The sequence below is a fragment of the Mycetocola sp. Y444 genome, assembly GCF_059445295.1.
In genome coordinates this window covers 1,156,275-1,173,702 of record NZ_JCAIUB010000001.1, presented here as the reverse complement: position 1 = coordinate 1,173,702, position 17,428 = coordinate 1,156,275, and the positions used below count along the sequence as shown (strand labels likewise).

The following is a 17,428-nucleotide window of genomic DNA, read 5'->3' as shown; positions in this document are numbered from 1 at the left end:
TGTCGGTGTCCGGCCGCTCACAGCGCGCGCAGCTTGTCGAGCAGGGGCTCGGCGACCGTGGCGAGGAACTCGTCCTGGCGCTCGTCGCCGATCTGGATGAGGGCGATATCGGTAAAGCCGGCGTCGATGAACGCGCGTGCGCTCTCGGCGAGCTCATCGAGATCGGGACCGCACGCGATCGACCCGGCGATGTCATCCTCACGAACGAACTGCGAAGCACCGGCGAACCCCGCGGGCGTCGGCAGGTCAGCGTTGACGGCCCAGCCGCCGCCGAACCACCGGAACTGCTCGTGTGCCTTCGCAACCGCCTCTTTCTTGTCCGGTCCCCAGCAGATCGGAATCTGTCCGATCACACGCGACGAATCGCCACTATCACCGCGGACCTCACGCCACTTCTCGACCGCCGCGGCGTCCGGCACCGTCGAGATGAAGTGATCGCAGAGGGGAGCGAACCGATCAATCGACTTCTCGCCTGACACGGCGATACCGATCGGAACGCCCCCATCCGGCGCATCCCACACGCGGGCCGAGTCGACCCGGAAGTACTCGCCCTGCCACGTGACGAGCTCACCGGTGTGCAGTTCGCGGATGATCGTCGCGGCCTCTGCGAGCATGTCCTGTCGCACGTCGACCGACGGCCAGCCCTCGCCGACGACGTGCTCGTTGAGGTTCTCACCCGACCCAAGTCCGAGAATGAACCGGCCCTCGGAGAGCAACTGCATTGTCGCTGACTTCTGGGCGACAACAGCGGGGTGATACCTCATCGTCGGGCAGGTGACGAAGGTGGCGAGATCCACCCGGCTGGTCGCCTGGGCGACGGCTCCGAGCACCGACCAGGCGTAGGACGCGTGGCCCTGTTCCATGAGCCACGGCGAATAGTGGTCGCTCGAGACTTCGAAGTCGAAGCCCGCGTTCTCTGCGGCGATCGCGTAGCGGACGAGTTCCCTCGGCCCGCTCTGCTCGGTCATGAGTGTGTATCCGAATCGAGTCATACTGCGACCGTGCCACCCGGCTGCCCGAGATTCAAGGGCTTGCGATGTGACGCGGATGCCTCACGCGGCTGGGCTTGAGATCGGTCGTGAGCGAACGGTGGGACATCGGGCATCCTGTCCGGATCGTGCGCAGCGCTGTCGTTTTCATCCCTTGCTGCCCGCGGGGGCGTGGAGTAAGAACAGGAACACAACCAGGCAAAGGAGCGCACATGCTTACGACCAGCCACGCATTCGGGGGATTCAGTGTTGACGATCTGGCTGCCGCCGAGCGTTTCTACGGGGAAGCGCTCGGCCTCCAGGTTTCTCCCGGCGAGATGGGTGTTCTTCAGCTCACGCTGCCGGGCGGCGCTGGAGTCATCATCTATCCGAAACCGAATCACTCGCCCGCGTCGTTCACGATCCTCAACTTCGTTGTCGACGACGTCGGGCGCGCCGTCGACGAACTCAATGCAGCCGGCGTCGCCACCAAGATCTACGACGATGACGAACTGCCGACCGACGAGAGAGGCATCAGTCGCGGCAACGGACCGGACATCGCCTGGTTCCGTGACCCGGCGGGGAACGTGTTGTCTGTGATCAAGGAGTGAGTTCGAGCGGGAAGGGGGGCCACCGGCACCATCGGTCGTAGTCTCGGCCGTATGTCCTCTTCCCGCGTCCTTGTCACAGGTGCCACCGGCTACGTCGGCGGGCGGCTCGTTCCACGGCTCATCGACGCCGGATTCACCGTTCGAGTCTTCGTCCGCAACGCCCGCAAGCTCATCGACGTGCCGTGGCGGGACGACGTCGAGGTGGTCGAGGGCGACCTGACGAACGCGGATGCCGTGGCCGACGCGTGCGTCGATGTCGACACCGTCTATTACCTCGTGCACTCCATGGGTGCCGGCGGCACGTTTGAGGAGGTCGAAGCCAGTTCAGCCCGCAACGTCGCCGCGGCCGCAGCCGAGGCAGGGGTGTCCCGCATCATCTACCTCGGTGGACTCCATCCGACGGGGATCCCACTCTCGGAACATCTGCGCTCCCGCGTGGCCGTCGGCGAGATCTTCCTCTCGTCGCCGGTGCCAACCGTTGCTTTTCAGGCCGGCGTCGTGATCGGCTCCGGTTCGGCGTCGTTCGAGATGATCAGGCACCTCACCGACGTGCTTCCTTACATGCCTGCGCCCCGGTGGGTGCGCAACCGGATCCAGCCGATCGCGATCCGCGACGTGCTGTACTACCTCGTCGAGGCGGCGAAGCTGCCCGGCGACGTCAACCGTACGTTCGACATCGGCGGCCCTGACATCCTCCGGTACGGGCAGATGATGAACGGGTACGCCCTCGAGGCCGGGCTGAAACAGCGGCCCATCGCGGCTCTGCCCGTGCTCACACCCTGGCTGGCGTCGCAGTGGGTGAACCTGGTGACGCCGATCCCTCGGAGCCTCGCCGTCGCGATCATCTCCTCCCTGCAGTACGACTGCGTCGCCCTTGAACACGACATCGACGGGTACATCCCGCCGCCACCCGGCGGCCTCACCGGCTATCGTGCCGCAGTGAGACTCGCCCTCGCCCGGATGCGCGAGGGCGACATTGAGACCAGCTGGCAGGATGCGTCGGTGTTCGGAGCGCCGAGCAACCCGCTCCCGAGCGACCCGCTCTGGGCGGGGCACATGGTCTTCACCGACGTCAAGGAGCGCGACACCACCGCGAGCGTCGCTGACCTCTGGGCGATCATCGAGGGGATCGGGGGAGACAACGGCTGGTACTCGTTCCCGCTGGCATGGGCGGCACGCGGCTGGATGGACAAGCTCGTCGGTGGTGTGGGATTGAGGCGCGGCAGGCGGCATCCGTCACGACTGCAGACCGGTGATGCCCTCGACTTCTGGCGGGTCGAGCTGATCGACCGGGGAACGAGGCTCAGGCTGCGCGCGGAAATGCGAGTGCCGGGCCGGGCCTGGCTCGAGCTGGAGGCAACACCGACGCCGACGGGCTCCCACTATCTCCAGCGCGCGATCTTCTTCCCACAGGGCCTCGGCGGCCGCCTCTACTGGTTTGCGATCCTGCCGTTCCACGGGATCATCTTCAACGGGATGGCCAACCGCATCACCATCGAGGCCGAAAAGCGCACGCGCGCCGCCGTCGAGCCCGCGCCGGTGGCGGCAGCCTGAGCGGGGATCCGCCCAGCCGGGACCTGAACGGGGTGCTGCCGGGCGGGACCCGTCACTCGCGCGTCGAGACCGGCCCAAGCAGGTGCGATGCGACTGTGCTGTGTGCTGACTCGGGATCGCTCGGGTGGAACAGCCCGGCGAGGGCATCCCGGTACAGGCGGCTCAGCTCGTTGTCTGCGGAGTACGACGACCCGCCTGAGCATCGGATCGCCGTCTCGACGACCGACCTGGCGACGTCGACCGACCTGGTCTTGGTACCGGCCAACAGCCGGAACCACGCGGTGCCGTGATCGACTCGCGCGTCGACATCGGCCGCGAGCGACTCAATCTGTGGTGCGAGCGAATCGAGAGCGATGGCGGCGTCGGCCAGTTGCCAGCGGATGTCGGGGTCATCGGCGTAACTGCGCCCGCCCGCCTTCATCGATGTCCTGCGCTGTGCCGCCTCGACACCGAGCTCGAGAGCCCGATCGGCGATCCCGGCGTAGACAGCGCTGATGAGCAGGAGGAAGTTGCTGAAGATGCCGAAGATGTACGGATCGCCGCTCGGCCCGACCGGAAGCGTCCTGGCGATCCGCTCGGGCGCCACCCGTGCGTTCTCGAGCACTGTGGTGTAACTCTGGGTCGCTCGCATGCCCAGGGTGTTCCACTCGCCGGCTGTTCGATGACCGGGGGTCTCGCGGGTGAGGTAGCCGTGCACGAGGACCGGCGCGTCAGGGTCGGAATCATCCCTGCCGAAGATTCCCAGTCGCGTCCACGCGGGTGACAGCGAGGTGAAGATCTTGGTGCCCGTGAACAGGTACGACCCGTCGTCCTGGGGCTCCGCCCGGGTTCTCGAGTCGAACATGACCTGGTCGTTGCCGGCCTCGCTGTTGCCGAACGCGAAAAGCTCCCCGGCGCGCGCATCGTCGAGGATCCAGTCGAGGCTCGGGTCCCCGCCCGCCGACACCACCCGGGCGACACCGACCACGACGTGGTGCATGTTGACGCCGAGCGCCGTCGCCGGCGCGAAACGGGCGAGCATGCGCTGGTTCCGGACGGCATCGAGCAGCGACTGCGGCGCGAGGTAGCCGGCGTGGCGGAGATCGTCCAGGTCCTCGGTGAAGAAGGCGTTGAGCTGGTCGTAGCCCGGCGCCCTGGAGCGGAACCGCTCGAGCAGGTCGGAGGTCAGCATGTCCACGCGCCCAGCCTAGACGGCCCGATCACTGGTCGGGCTGTTCCCGACCCCGGAGTTTTTCCAGATCGCGTCGCTCACGCTTGGTGGGACGGCCGGCACCCCGGTCGCGCGTCGGCTGCAACGCGATCTCCTCCCGTGGCGGTGGCGGGGGAGTTCTGTCGATGAGGCATTCGGCGGCGACAGTCGCTCCGACGCGCTTGGTCACCAGGCGGTTCACCACCACGATCCTGTCGAATCCGTTCTGCCGGATCCGCACCTCGTCACCGATCTTCACCGGATGGGAGGCCTTGACCCTGTCGCCGGCGACGCGCACGTGCCCGGCTCTCGCCGCCGTTGTCGCCATCGACCGGGTCTTGTAGACGCGGACTGCCCACAGCCAGCTGTCCACCCGAACCGTCGATGTCATCCGCTGACATCCCCGGAGGCAAGGAGGGAGTATCCGCGGTGAACGGCCGCCTCGGCAAAGTCCAGTGGCAGTGCCGTCGCTCCAGAAATCCGGTCGGCGACCAGTTCGGCCGGTTCTCTCCGCGCGAACGCTTCACGGATGCCGTCTGCGACGGTGCCGAGCAGGTCCGCCTGTGCGCGGACGAACGTACGGTCGACCGGGCTGCCGTGACCAGGCACCACGACGTCGGCCTCTGTCATCACACCGGCGAGCGTCTTCACCTGGTCCGGCCAGTCGAGCGGGAAGCTTCCTGACCCGTACATCGGCGGGCCGGACTCCTCGATGACGTCGCCGACGATCCAGGCGCCGGCATCGGGGATGTGGACCACCAGGTCGGTGTCGGTGTGCCCTGGCCCGAGCGGGAGAAGACGAACGAGCCGGTTGCCGATGTCGAGGTCGGTTCTGGTCTCGATGAGTTCCGTCGGCGGGGTGAGGGTAACGTCGCGCCAGTCGTACTGCGGCTGTGCCTCCGGGTTTGACAGCCATTCGGCAAGCCGCGGCGACTCGAACTCGGCGAAGTGCCGTGGAATGAGGTGGTGCCCGAGGATCGCGGCGGAGTCAGCGAACACCTGGTTCCCGAAGGTGTGGTCGTAGTGGGCGTGGGTGTTCACCACGTGGGTGATCGTCCGGTCGAACGAGGCGGCGTCCCTCAGGATCTCGTCGCCCTCGCGCGGGTTGCAGCGCGTGTCGACGAGCAGCGCACCCTCATCGCCCAGAACCAGGGTGACCGAGATGTCGAGCGGTTGGTAACGCCGGACAAATACCCGGTCGGCAATTTCAGTCCAGAGCGGCATGGTGCCGATTCTACGTGTCCCGGACCCGGCTGACCGCCGGGCGCAACTCAGTACCGGGAGCCTGCGGCCCGGGCCCGCGTGAGTTTGTCAGGCCGCACCGTGCCCCTTACCTCTCCGGCCCGCTCGCGCTATGGTTCTCGGAGTAGTGATGGGCCAGCGTGATCGCGGGGTGCATTGTTGGCAGCACCTGGCACGTCGAGTCGCCAGCATAACTTCGGGAGGATGCGGCATGGGAAAGCTGTTTTACGATTCAACCCTGACCGTCGATTTCGACGACAGGGTGCTCGCGCACCTGCAAATCGTCATCGGCGCGAAACTCCGGCGGGGTGAATCGTTCTACTTCAGCTGGAAGGATGACCCAGCGGTCGGCGACGGCCGGAGCACAATCTGGCTGGCCCCCAACATCCCGTTGCACTACAAATACTTCGGTTCGCGCCTGCCGGCGCTCAATCGTGACTGGATTCTCGCGTTGAGCGCCTCGTCGAACTCAGCGAGTGGTCTTCAGATCGTGCCGGAACCGCAGCAGCGACCGCCAGGTGCCGCACAGGACGACGAGTCGTGAAGCGGGTCGAGATCGCGTACGGCGGCCAGAAGTACTCTGTCCCCAACCGCGACATCGCCGACCTCCGCTCGGAGATCGGCGATGCGCTTGGTGCGGGAAAAACGCACTGGCTCGAGGTCAACAGCGGCGAGGGCATCCTCGAACCCGCTTACCTCCTGATTTCGCCCGGCGTTCCGATCGCGCTCCTGGACGTCATGCGTACAGTGTCGCGCTCAGAGGCAGGTTAGCCCTGCGACGTCGTGCGGTTTTCGGCACTGACCATCCACGCGTACTGCTCGAGCTTGGCGATGATCGCGTGCAGGATGTCGGCCGTCGTCGGGTCTTCCTCGTCGATGGCGTCGTGCACATCTCGCATCGTTCCGACCGTCGCCTCGAGGCGAACCGTGATGAGGTCGACGGTCTGGGCCGTGTCCACCTCGCCGTTCGGGAAAGCCGGGAGCGTCGTGGTCGACGCGACTGTGTCGCTCCTGCCGTCCGGCACCGCGTGCAGTGCACGCATCCGCTCGGCTACCTCGTCGGAGAATTCCCTCGCGGCGTCGATGATCTCATCGAGCTGAAGGTGAAGGTCCCTGAAGTTCTTGCCGACAACGTTCCAGTGCGCCTGCTTGCCCTGGACGTGCAGCTCGACGAGGTCGACGAGTACTTTCTGCATATTCTCGGCGAGCTCGCGAGAGGCGATGAAGCCTCGCTCCGGCTTCTGCCTCCGCGTGGTTTTCGCGCCGGAGTTCGTTGCTGTTGTCCTGGTTCGTTCCTGCGTTGCGGTTGCCATAGTCTGCTGTCCTTTCGCCCGGCGTCGGCTCGGCCGGTCTGGTTGCAACAGGTTATGGCGGGACGGCCTGGCGACTCAAGCCCTTGCGAATTCCCGGCGGATCAGACAGGCGGCGCGAAAGCGTCGCACATTCTCTGTGCTGTTGAGGGCCGAATGCAACCGGCGGGGCAAAGGTGTGCGCTGTGTTTAGAGTGTGAATATGCCTACCCATGTGCGAACCATCCAGACCGCCGTCCCCCCGACGAGCCTGGACCAGACGGTCGCGCGGGATATCTTTTCCGGGCAGGACGGGCTCACGAGGCTCGGCGAACGCCTTGTGCGGGCGTCCTTCGACGGTTCGGGTATTTCGACGAGGCAAACAGTCATCGAGGACCTGGGCGAGGCCCCGGTGGCCGGCGACCCGGTGTTCTATGACCGGGCGAGTGGCACTCTGCTGTCGCCGTCGACCCGAACACGCAACGAGGTCTACATCGATGCCGCGGGCCGGTTGTTCGTCGAGGCGGCGCAGCGCGCACTCGATGCGTGCGCGGACATCGACGCGAGCGACGTGACGCACGTCGTCACTGTGTCGTGCACGGGCTTCTTCGCACCAGGACCTGATTACCGTGTCGTCAGGTCACTCGGCCTTGCGTCGACGACCCAGCGCCTGCACATCGGTTTCATGGGCTGCTACGGCGCCTTCGCCGCGCTCAGGGCAGCCGCGGCATTCTGCGAGTCCGATCCCGACGCCGTCGTCCTCGTGGTCTGCTGCGAGGTGTGCACGATCCACGTGCGATCGTCCAACGACCCCGACCAGATCGTCGCATCGAGCGTCTTCGCCGACGGCGCGGCAGCGGCGATTGTCACCGGCCGACCCGGCCCTGCCGGCTCGATCAGCCTGGCCGTCGACAAGCTGGCGAGTGAACTCACCCCGATCGGCGAGGACGACATGGCCTGGACGATCGGCGATACAGGCTTTGACATGGTGTTGAGCGCCGCGGTACCCCGGATCATCGACACCTACATCCGGCCAGCGCTCGAACCGCTGTTCGCGAACGAGCCGCAACTGGCGGACGACCCGGCCGGCACCATCACCCACTGGGCGATCCACCCGGGCGGCCGCAGCATCCTCGACAAGGTCGAGTCCAATCTCGGACTCAGCGTCGCGCAACTCGCGCCGTCGAGGCGGGTTCTGCGTGACTACGGCAACATGTCGAGCGGTACGGTGCTCTTCGTGCTCAGGGACATCCTCGACGGCGCTGGCGCTGGCGGCGACTCTGGCGATGCTGGCGATGCTGGCGATGCTGGCGATGCTGGCGACGCTGGCGATGGTGGCGGCGGAAACGGCGAACGCGTGTGCGGCATGGCATTCGGGCCGGGGCTCACCGTCGAAACCGGGTTGTTCACCCGGGTCACCCAGTGAGCGTGCTCACCGGGTTATCCAGCTGGTTGCGGTTCAGGGACGCCGAGGCCGTCGAGTGGATGGACGACCCGAACTGCGACTTGCCGACCCTGCTCCGGACCTATGAGCACTTCCGCATCGTCAACCCTGTCGTCGCCGGCTGGCACCTCACCTACCTCACGGAACTCAAACCACGATTCACCGGACCGAGCCACACACTCCTCGACATCGGCACAGGGGGAGGCGACGTCGTGCGAGCCCTCGCTCGCATGGCGCGGCGTGACGGCCTGAGCCTCGACATCACGGCGATCGACCCGGACCCGCGCGCGGCGGCGTACGTCGAAAGCCTGCCAGCCACCGACGGCATCCGTTACCGACGTGCCTCGAGCGCTGACCTCGTCGATGAGGGAGCGAAATTCGACTTCGTCATCTCGAACCACGTCATCCACCACCTCTCTGCGCGCGAGCTCGGGGCGGTGCTCGCTGATTCCGAGAGGCTGGCATCGGTCATCGCCATCCACAGCGACATCCGGAGGACGCGACTGGGCTACGTGCTGTATTCCGTCATCACCGGACTCTTCTTTCACCGGTCATTCGTCCGCGATGACGGGCTGATCTCCATCCGCCGCAGCTACCTCGCGACCGAGCTCGATTCGGTACTCCCGCCCAGGTGGCTGGCACGGTCACAGCCGTTCTGGCGTGTGCTGGCTGTGTTCGACCCCGGGTCAATCACGGCGGCGTGAGTCTGCCAGCGTCAGCGGGTGAGAGCTGCGATGACCGTTCCGGCGGTCAGCACTGACCCGCTGGGCGCAGGGTGGAGGAGATCGGGAAGCAGCAACGATGCAACATCACCCGACTCGAGGTACGCCGAGTGCACGTCGATCGGGCGGACCGCCTGGTGCTCGGCAAGCCAGCTTGCGACGTGTCCGATGACCTCGTCGTGGGCTGCGGCGTACTGATCCAGTCGCGGGTTCTCGAGCAGGGCGGCGTAGCCGATCCGTGCGGGCCACCGTTGTTCGATCCCGGCGATCAACGAGGTGAACTGTTCTCCGACCTGGGCAGGCTCGAGTACGTTATTGAGCCCGTGGTTGAGGATGACGAGGTCTGGTTCGGTTGGCACGAGGGCGTCGATGTGAGTGAGGGAGTACGCGGCGGTCTTTCCGCTGGCAGAGCCGTTCCACACAACGAGGGGAGCATTCGACGCTCGGCGTTGGAGGTGATCGGCGCGAGATACGAGTTCGACAATACGTCCCACGGATGCTGCACAAGCGGCCGGTCGAGCTGGACCGAGAGTTCACGGAACGCGACGTCGACCCATTCGCCCTCCGCGTTTCCCGTGGAGTCACCGATGACCTGGGCCACGAACGTCCGCTCCCGTTCGTCGATCCTGGCCCAGGCATCGGCGAACGACGCAAGGGACAGCGTGGCGGCGCCGGCAATGTTGCCGCCACCCGCTTCGCTTCCGGCCGCGGGGGCAGCGACGGGGCGGGGTGTCACGGTGAAGAACGTGGCAGCGAGCACTGCGGCCAGCGCGGCGGGAACGGCGACCTTCAGAAGACGAGTGCGCAGCCCCGATGCGCGGTGTGTATCTCCGCCCGCTTCCGCTGCCCGCTTCATGGGTACAGGTTACGGCAGAGTGCCCACCGGTGGGCTCCCCATATCGGGGTCGCATCCTGTCGCGCACTCTGCGGTGCAGCCCGGCATGCCAGTGCCGGAGGGCACCCCGTGTCGTCTAGGCTGGCGGGGTGAGCACAGAAGGCAACTTCGGGGTGAGCGATCGAATCCTGACGCTCCCCAATTTGCTGAGCTTCCTCCGGCTCGCACTTGTTCCTGTGTTCCTCGTCCTGCTGGTCGAAGGCCAGGACATCTGGGCACTCGTCGTACTCGCCGTGTCCGGGTTCACCGATTTTCTTGACGGGTTCCTCGCCCGTCGGCTCAATCAGGTGTCGCGTCTCGGCCAGTTGCTCGACCCCGCCGCAGACCGGCTGTACATCCTTGCCGCTCTGCTCGGTCTCGCGTGGCGTGAGCTGATTCCCTGGTGGCTCGTCGCGGTCATCGTCGCCAGGGACATCATGCTCCTGGCGATCGGCATCTTCCTCGCCCGCATCGGACACGGAGCGTTCCCGGTCAACTGGGTAGGGAAGTGCGCGACAGCATCCCTGTTCCTTGGCCTTCCGTTGCTCATGCTCGCTGCGGCCATTCCGGACGTGCACGACTGGGTTCAGCCGTTAGGGATGTTCTTCGCGGTGGTCGGTGCCGTGCTTTACTGGTGGGCCGGGATTCTCTATCTGGTCGACACCATCAGGGTAAGAAGAGTGAACCGAAAGCCACGCGGGTCGGCACAGACCGACTCCGCATCCGATACGCTGGAAACCTAGGAGGTTCACGGTGCAACTACCCGATGAGCAGAACCCCGCAACAGGGGCATTTCTGCGCCAGCCTGCCGCCCAGGGCGGTTCAGGTCAGGCCGCAGATGACTCGACCATGAGTTTCAGTCGCGATCTTGGTGCTGCGCTCCAGGCTCTCGAGGCCGACGTCAGCGCAGACGAGCGGGAAGCCATCGCGGCGCTTCCGTCTGGTTCTGCATTGCTCATTGCTCGTCGCGGTCCGAACACCGGTGCACGGTTTCTGCTTGACGCCGACGTCACGACCGCTGGCCGGCATCCCAACGCCGATATTTTCCTTGACGACGTCACGGTGTCGAGGCGGCACGCCGAGTTCCTTCGGCACGGCGTCGCCTTCGAGGTTCGCGACCTCAACTCGCTCAACGGTACCTATTTCGACGGTGTGCGCATCGACAGCGCCCTGTTGAGCGATGGCGCTGAGGTTCAGATCGGAAAATTCCGCCTGACCTTTTACGCGTCGCGTGAAGACCTGAACTCCACCGCGGGCGCCTAGCGCATGTCGGCTCAGGCAGCCAGGCGGCAGGGAGCTGAGCAGGGACACCCCGAGGCCGGGCGCGGGCGCCAGGAACAATCCTCGACTGCGCTTCTCAGCATCGGTCAGGTTCTCGCTCGACTGGCCAACGATTTCCCCGACCTCAGCAACTCGAAGCTCAGGTTTCTCGAGGAGCAGGGGCTCGTGTCGCCGAGCCGTACCCAGTCCGGGTACCGCAAGTTCTCTCCGGCGGATGTCGAACGTGTGCGCGTCATCCTGTCGATGCAGCGCGATCACTACTTACCGCTGAAAGTCATCCGCGGCTACCTCGCCGACCTCGATGCAGGGCGCTCACCAGCCCTGCCGGGCGCGACCGGGACCGTATCGACGATCATTCCTCCCGGCCGGCGTTACCGGCGTGACGAGATCATCAAGGAGACCGGCGCGACAGCCGCCCTCTTCAACGAGGCCATCTCGGCGTCGCTGATCACACCATCCGAGAGCTACACGGACGACACGCTCGAGGTTGTGCGCTCACTCGTCGCCCTCAAGCGGTCCGGGATCGAGCCGAGGCACCTGCGCGGCTACCGCGCGACGGCCGAACGCGAGGTCAGCCTCATCGAGAGCGCGCTCCTGCCCATCTCGAGGCGCGACGATGCGGCGAGCAGGGCTCGTGCCGCAGAGTTGTCAGGCGAGATCGCCGGCAGGCTCGATGTGATCAGGGCGAGCCTCGTCCGGTCGGCGCTCGGCAGGCTTACCTCGTGACTTTCGCCGGCGTCCAGGGTCACAGAATGATCACGGCCTCTCGACACGCCGGACCTGGTGAGCGGATGTCGTTGATCAGAACGGCCCGGCTCTGTAGCGTGGACAACGCGGTACACACCGCAGCCTTTTTCGACAGGAGCACACACGGATGAGCGAGAATACCGCCAACGAGAATGCTCGGTACGATCTCGGACTTCTCTTCACCGATGGAATGCCCGACCTCGATGACCAGTCCGGCTACCGCGGCGCCGTTGCCGCCCGTGCCGCTGGAATCAGCTACCGCCAGCTCGACTACTGGGCACGTACCGGCCTCGTCGAGCCCACGGTCCGCGGGGCAGCCGGATCCGGCTCGCAGCGCCTCTACGGCTTCCGCGACATCCTCGTTCTCAAACTGGTCAAGCGACTTCTCGACACCGGGATCTCGCTCCAGCAGATCCGCACAGCGGTCAACCAGCTCCGCGAGTCCGGCATCAACGATCTTGCCCAGACGACCCTCATGAGCGACGGGGCCAGCGTCTACCTGTGCACGTCGAACGACGAGGTAATCGACCTCGTCAGCCGTGGCCAGGGCGTCTTCGGCATCGCCGTCGGCAAGGTACTGCGCGAGGTGGAGAGCACCCTCATCGAGTTCGACAGCCAGGCTGCTGACCCGATGGACGAACTCGCCCTTCGCCGCGCCGCGCGTACGGCCTGAGCCGGCGCCGCGCGCTCTGTGCGCCCCGCGCGTACGGCCTGAACCGGTCTCGCGCGCTGTGTCCCCGCACGGGAGCATCACTTCCGGTCGAGAGCATCAGGTACGCGGGATGCGCTCGACCGCAACTGATGCTTTCGCCACACCGGGCGTGCGAACACGCCGATGGTGGGCGCCAGCCGAGTTCACTCGCTGCGGTCGAGGTCACCCGGCGGAACGAGTGATGTCGTCCGCGTCGGGTGAACTCGCGGGTGTGGTGTGCTCATGCCGTCTCGGCGAGAGCATCACTTCCGGTCGAGAACGTCGGTTCCGCGGGATGCGCTCGACCGCAACTGATGCTTTCGCCACACCGGGCGTGCGAATACGCCGACGGTGGGCGACTGGCCCGGGTTCACTCACTGCGGGTGAGCTCACCCGCAGAACGAGTGATGTCGTCCGCGTCGGGTGAACTCGCCAGAGTGTGGTTAGCGCGCGGCCTTCGCGGGGTCGGCGTATTCGCCGACACGACCGGTCCGGAGCACGCGGTCCAGGAGGAGGTCGAAGTTGTTCGCCATCTCCTGCGCGCTGTCGCCCGGCCAGATGTGGAGGGGCTTCGCCGCGCCCTGCGCCTGCTGAAGCGAGGTGCGCTCCGGCAGCTGCGGGCTGAGGACGAGCGGTCCGAACATGTCGCGGAGTTCCTTGATCCGGAACTGGTGCTCGAGTGACTGCGAACGTACGCGGTTCACCACGATGCCGAGCGGCTGGAGCCTCGGGCTCAGGCCGCGACGGATCTCCTCGATCGCGCGGAGTGCACGGTCGGCTGCCGCGACGGAGAACAGACCGGGCTCGGTGACGACGACGACACGGTCGCTCGCCGCCCAGGCCGTGCGGGTCAGAGCATTCAGTGACGGTGCGCAGTCGATGAGGACGAGGTCGTAGTCGTCCTCGACGTGCGCGAGCGCCTCTTCGAGCTTCCAGATGTCGCGGATCGACGGGTGAGGGCCGTCAAAGTTGATGGCGGACGGACTTCCGATGAGGACGTCGATCGTGCCGGGGTGGGTCTTCGTCCAACCGCTTGGCGAGATGGCCTGGCGGACTGTTTTCTCTTTCGGAGACGCGAGAACATCGGCAACGTTCAATCGACCTGTCAGGTCGATATCCATGCCGGTGGAGACATCCGATTGTGGATCGAGGTCCACAACGAGCGTTCGGACGCCCTTCGCAAAGGCCGCGGAGGCCAGGCCAAGGCTGACTGTAGTTTTCCCGACGCCTCCCTTGAGGCTCGAGACGCTGAGTACGTGCACAAGTAGATACGTTACCTTCACTAAGCTGGCAGAACCTAACTGTTCCCTGTGCGCTGTGCTGCCAGAGAGGTCTGCATGTTCAAAAAAATTCTCGTCGCCAACCGAGGCGAAATCGCGATCCGCGCCTTCCGGGCTGCTTATGAGCTCGGAGCGAAGACTGTTGCCGTGTTCCCGTTCGAGGACCGGAACTCCATGCACAGGCTCAAAGCCGATGAGGCATATCAGATCGGCGAACCAGGTCATCCCGTCCGCGCGTACCTCGATGTCTCCGAGATCATCCGGGTCGCCCTCGAGTCCGGCGCCGACGCCATCTACCCCGGGTACGGGTTCCTCTCGGAGAACCCTGACCTCGCCGAGCAGGCTGCCGCCAACGGCATCACGTTCATCGGGCCTACCTCAGACGTGCTCGAAATGGCCGGAAACAAGGTCACCGCGAAGGAGCACGCGATTGCGGCCGGCGTGCCGGTCCTCGCCTCGACTCCCGCCTCACGCGACATCGACGTACTCCTCGCCGGCGCAGACGAGGTCGGATTCCCCCTCTTCGCCAAGGCGGTCGCCGGCGGCGGTGGGCGCGGTATGCGCAAGGTCGCAACCAAGGAAGAACTTGCCCCTGCCCTCGCCGAGGCCATGCGTGAGGCAGACAGCGCATTCGGTGACCCGACGATGTTCCTCGAGCAGGCCGTCATCCGCCCCCGTCACATTGAGGTTCAGATCCTCGCGGATGCCACCGGCGACACGGTTCATCTCTTCGAGCGCGACTGCTCTGTGCAGCGCCGGAACCAGAAGGTCGTGGAGATCGCGCCTGCACCGAACATCAGCGACGAACTGCGCCAGTCGCTCTACAGTGACGCCATAGCTTTTGCCCGTTCGATCGGTTACGTCAACGCGGGCACCGTCGAGTTCCTCCTGGACACCGCGGGGGAGCGCAAGGGCAAGCACGTCTTCATCGAGATGAACCCGCGCATCCAGGTCGAGCACACGGTGACGGAAGAGATCACCGACGTCGACCTCGTCCAGTCACAGATCCGTATCGCGGCGGGGGAGTCCCTCGCTGACCTCGGCCTGAGCCAGGATTCCATCCAGATGCACGGAGCCGCTCTGCAGTGCCGCATCACCACCGAGGACCCGGCCCAGGGCTTCCGTCCCGACACCGGAAAGATCACCACCTACCGGTCGCCCGGCGGTGGCGGTGTCCGCCTCGATGGCGGAACCATCAACCCCGGCGCCCAGATCAGCCCGCACTTCGACTCGATGCTCGCGAAGATGACCTGCCGCGGCCGGGATTTCCCCGCCGCCGTCGCGCGTGCCAAGCGAGGCCTTGCCGAGTTCCGCATCCGCGGTGTGTCCACCAACATCTCGTTCCTGCAGGCCGTGCTCGAGGACCCGCAGTTCGTCGCCGGTGACCTCAGCACGTCGTTCATCGACGAGCGCCCCGAGCTGGTGCGTGGCCGGGTCTCCAAGGACCGCGGCACCAAGATCATGAACTGGCTCGCCGACGTCACGGTGAACCAGCCGAACGGTCCGCGCCCCACCAACCTGCACCCGGCCGAGAAGCTTCCCGACATCGACCTCAGCGTTCCGGCGCCCGCCGGTTCGCGCCAGCGCCTGCTCGAGCTCGGCCCGCAGGGCTTCGCCACCGCCCTTCGTGAACAGAAGGCACTCGCCGTCACCGAGACGACGTTCCGCGACGCCCACCAGTCCCTCCTCGCGACCCGGGTCCGCACCCGCGATCTGCTCGCCGCCGCCCCGTACGTCGCACGGCTCACCCCCGAACTCCTCTCGGTCGAGGCCTGGGGCGGTGCCACCTACGACGTCGCTCTCCGGTTCCTCGGCGAGGACCCGTGGGAGCGGCTGTCGAGCCTCCGCGAGGCGCTGCCGAACGTGGCCATCCAGATGCTCCTGCGCGGGCGCAACACCGTCGGCTACACCCCGTACCCGACAGCGGTGACGGATGCCTTCGTGCGCGAGGCCGCGGACAGCGGCGTCGACATCTTCCGCATCTTCGATGCCCTCAACGACGTCAGCCAGATGCGGCCTGCCATCGACGCCGTGCTCGCCACGGGGACGACCGTCGCTGAGGTGGCCGTCTGCTACACCGGCGACCTGCTCGACCCGGCCGAGGACCTGTACACCCTCGACTACTACCTGCGCCTCGCCGACGACATCGTCGCAGCGGGAGCGCACGTGCTCGCGATCAAGGACATGGCGGGGCTCCTGCGCCCGGCCGCTGCCGCGAAGCTGGTGTCGGCGTTCCGTGAGCGGTTCGACCTTCCGGTGCACGTCCACACCCACGACACCGCCGGTGGCCAGCTCGCCACGCTCCTCGCTGCGAGCGAAGCTGGTGCGGATGCCGTCGACGTTGCGAGCGCTCCGATGGCGGGGACCACCAGCCAGCCGTCGGCATCCGCACTCGTCGCCGCTCTCGCGCACACGGAACGTGACACGGGAATTTCGCTCAAGGCCGTCACCGACCTCGAGCCGTACTGGGAATCGGTTCGGCACATCTACAAGCCGTTCGAATCAGGCCTCGCCGGCCCGACCGGTCGCGTCTACACCCACGAGATCCCCGGCGGCCAGCTGTCGAACCTGCGCCAGCAGGCAATCGCGCTCGGCCTCGCCGATCACTTCGAGCTGATCGAGGACATGTACGCCGCCGCCGACCGGATCCTCGGCCGCGTGCCCAAGGTCACGCCGTCGTCGAAGGTCGTCGGTGACCTCGCGCTCTACCTCGCCGCGGTGAAGGCTGACCCGGACGACTTCGCCCAGAACCCCGACAAGTACGACGTCCCTGACTCGGTCGTCGGCTTCATGGCAGGTGAACTCGGTGACCTTCCCGGTGGCTGGCCCGAGCCGTTCCGCAGCAAGGTCCTTGCCGGGAAGAACATCAACATCGAGGTGTCCCCGCTCAGCGCCGATGACCAGGCCCAGCTTGACGGCACGTCTGACGAACGGCGCGCCGCCCTCAACCGGTTGCTGTTCCCCGCCCCGACCCAGACGTTCCTGCAAACGCGTGAGTTGTTCGGCGACCTCTCTGTTGTCGACACCATCGACTACCTCTACGGCCTCGACCAGGGCCAGGAGCACGTCATCGAGATCGACAAGGGCGTGCGCCTGTACGCCGGTCTCGAAGCGATCGGTGAGCCAGACGACAAGGGCATGCGTACGGTCATGACCACTCTCAATGGTCAGCTCCGCCCCGTGTTCGTGCGGGACACGAGCATCAAGGTTGAGTCGAAGCCCATCGAAAAGGCCGACACGTCGAAGCCGGGACAGGTCGCAGCGCCGTTCTCCGGCGTCGTCACGGTGAAGGCGGCCGAGGGCGATGTCGTTGAGGCCGGCCAGGCTGTTGCGTCGATCGAGGCCATGAAGATGGAAGCGGCGATCACCGCGGCGGTCAGCGGCACAGTAGAGCGGGTGGCCATTTCGACGACCCAGCAGGTGGAAGCGGGAGACCTCATCATCGTGATCACGCCCAGGGCGTAGGCGACTGTTGACCGCCGACAGTGGGGTGCCGCCTACACTGGGAGGCTGAACCCGAACGAAGGGGGTAGCTC

General features: G+C 66.1%; 18 protein-coding genes. 11 read left to right on the top strand and 7 right to left on the bottom strand.

Translation table 11 applies throughout. The features are described 5' to 3' along the window. Positions 1-17: 17 nt before the first annotated feature. Positions 18-992 carry a TIGR03557 family F420-dependent LLM class oxidoreductase gene (locus tag AC1C2M_RS05605; RefSeq protein ID WP_495435495.1) on the bottom strand — a complete coding sequence of 325 codons (975 nt, stop codon included), beginning with the start codon at positions 990-992 and terminating at the stop codon, positions 18-20. A gap of 209 nt (positions 993-1,201) precedes the next feature. Between AC1C2M_RS05605 and AC1C2M_RS05600 the strand changes: the two genes are divergently transcribed. Next, complete coding sequence (locus AC1C2M_RS05600) at positions 1,202-1,579, top strand: VOC family protein (protein WP_495435494.1); 378 nt, start codon at positions 1,202-1,204, stop codon at positions 1,577-1,579. 51 nt (positions 1,580-1,630) lie between these two features. After that, positions 1,631-3,133: an SDR family oxidoreductase gene (locus tag AC1C2M_RS05595; protein ID WP_495435493.1), complete on the top strand. Its 1,503-nt coding sequence runs from the start codon at positions 1,631-1,633 to the stop codon at positions 3,131-3,133. A 52-nt stretch (positions 3,134-3,185) separates the two neighbouring features. Here AC1C2M_RS05595 and AC1C2M_RS05590 read toward each other — a convergent pair whose 3' ends face one another. Genes AC1C2M_RS05590 through AC1C2M_RS05580 form a run of 3 tightly spaced genes read right to left on the bottom strand, consistent with a single transcriptional unit; the run spans position 3,186 to position 5,546 of the window. Further along, positions 3,186-4,304, bottom strand: a complete 1,119-nt coding sequence (locus tag AC1C2M_RS05590; protein WP_495435696.1) for an acyl-CoA dehydrogenase family protein — start codon at positions 4,302-4,304, stop codon at positions 3,186-3,188. Between the two features lie 28 nt (positions 4,305-4,332). Continuing rightward, the gene (locus AC1C2M_RS05585) at positions 4,333-4,713 is read right to left on the bottom strand and encodes an RNA-binding S4 domain-containing protein (protein WP_495435492.1); all 381 of its coding nucleotides are present in this window, start codon (positions 4,711-4,713) and stop codon (positions 4,333-4,335) included. Next, on the bottom strand, positions 4,710-5,546 hold the full coding sequence (locus AC1C2M_RS05580; RefSeq protein WP_495435491.1) for an MBL fold metallo-hydrolase: 837 nt from the start codon (positions 5,544-5,546) through the stop codon (positions 4,710-4,712). Before AC1C2M_RS05580 ends, AC1C2M_RS05585 begins: the two co-directional genes overlap by 4 nt. A 229-nt stretch (positions 5,547-5,775) precedes the next feature. Between AC1C2M_RS05580 and AC1C2M_RS05575 the strand changes: the two genes are divergently transcribed. Together AC1C2M_RS05575 and AC1C2M_RS05570 are read left to right on the top strand one after the other, a co-directional pair. Continuing rightward, entirely contained in the window at positions 5,776-6,108 is a 333-nt protein-coding gene (locus tag AC1C2M_RS05575) for a DUF7882 family protein (protein WP_483403990.1), read from the top strand. Then, positions 6,105-6,335: a hypothetical protein gene (locus AC1C2M_RS05570; protein WP_108390852.1), complete on the top strand. Its 231-nt coding sequence runs from the start codon at positions 6,105-6,107 to the stop codon at positions 6,333-6,335. The genes AC1C2M_RS05575 and AC1C2M_RS05570 overlap by 4 nt, the downstream gene beginning before the upstream one ends. On the opposite strand, the gene AC1C2M_RS05565 is transcribed toward AC1C2M_RS05570, so the two are convergent. Continuing rightward, the gene (locus tag AC1C2M_RS05565; RefSeq protein WP_495435490.1) at positions 6,332-6,877 is read right to left on the bottom strand and encodes a Dps family protein; all 546 of its coding nucleotides are present in this window, start codon (positions 6,875-6,877) and stop codon (positions 6,332-6,334) included. The two genes, AC1C2M_RS05570 and AC1C2M_RS05565, sit on opposite strands and share 4 nt — an antisense overlap. A 199-nt stretch (positions 6,878-7,076) precedes the next feature. Between AC1C2M_RS05565 and AC1C2M_RS05560 the strand changes: the two genes are divergently transcribed. Continuing rightward, positions 7,077-8,279 carry a type III polyketide synthase gene (locus AC1C2M_RS05560; protein WP_495435489.1) on the top strand — a complete coding sequence of 401 codons (1,203 nt, stop codon included), beginning with the start codon at positions 7,077-7,079 and terminating at the stop codon, positions 8,277-8,279. Further along, entirely contained in the window at positions 8,276-9,001 is a 726-nt protein-coding gene (locus AC1C2M_RS05555) for a methyltransferase domain-containing protein (protein ID WP_495435488.1), read from the top strand. The genes AC1C2M_RS05560 and AC1C2M_RS05555 overlap by 4 nt, the downstream gene beginning before the upstream one ends. Positions 9,002-9,012: 11 nt before the next feature. Here AC1C2M_RS05555 and AC1C2M_RS05550 read toward each other — a convergent pair whose 3' ends face one another. Then, on the bottom strand, positions 9,013-9,513 hold the full coding sequence (locus AC1C2M_RS05550) for an SGNH/GDSL hydrolase family protein (protein WP_495435487.1): 501 nt from the start codon (positions 9,511-9,513) through the stop codon (positions 9,013-9,015). 490 nt (positions 9,514-10,003) lie between these two features. Here AC1C2M_RS05550 and AC1C2M_RS05545 point away from each other — a divergent pair, with 490 nt between their 5' ends. The 4 genes from AC1C2M_RS05545 to AC1C2M_RS05530 all read left to right on the top strand — a co-directional run bounded on the left by AC1C2M_RS05545 (position 10,004) and on the right by AC1C2M_RS05530 (position 12,594). Further along, positions 10,004-10,636, top strand: coding sequence for a CDP-alcohol phosphatidyltransferase family protein (locus tag AC1C2M_RS05545; RefSeq protein ID WP_495435486.1), 633 nt, complete (start codon positions 10,004-10,006; stop codon positions 10,634-10,636). Between the two features lie 106 nt (positions 10,637-10,742). Beyond that, on the top strand, positions 10,743-11,156 hold the full coding sequence (locus AC1C2M_RS05540) for an FHA domain-containing protein (RefSeq protein ID WP_483403996.1): 414 nt from the start codon (positions 10,743-10,745) through the stop codon (positions 11,154-11,156). A 3-nt stretch (positions 11,157-11,159) separates the two neighbouring features. After that, entirely contained in the window at positions 11,160-11,900 is a 741-nt protein-coding gene (gene ftsR / locus AC1C2M_RS05535) for a transcriptional regulator FtsR (protein ID WP_483403997.1), read from the top strand. Between the two features lie 148 nt (positions 11,901-12,048). Beyond that, positions 12,049-12,594, top strand: coding sequence for a MerR family transcriptional regulator (locus AC1C2M_RS05530; protein WP_108390857.1), 546 nt, complete (start codon positions 12,049-12,051; stop codon positions 12,592-12,594). A 461-nt stretch (positions 12,595-13,055) separates the two neighbouring features. Here AC1C2M_RS05530 and AC1C2M_RS05525 read toward each other — a convergent pair whose 3' ends face one another. Continuing rightward, complete coding sequence (locus AC1C2M_RS05525) at positions 13,056-13,874, bottom strand: ParA family protein (RefSeq protein ID WP_108390858.1); 819 nt, start codon at positions 13,872-13,874, stop codon at positions 13,056-13,058. A 75-nt stretch (positions 13,875-13,949) separates the two neighbouring features. Here AC1C2M_RS05525 and AC1C2M_RS05520 point away from each other — a divergent pair, with 75 nt between their 5' ends. After that, positions 13,950-17,357, top strand: a complete 3,408-nt coding sequence (locus tag AC1C2M_RS05520) for a pyruvate carboxylase (protein WP_483403998.1) — start codon at positions 13,950-13,952, stop codon at positions 17,355-17,357. The last annotated feature ends 71 nt before the right edge of the window (positions 17,358-17,428 follow it).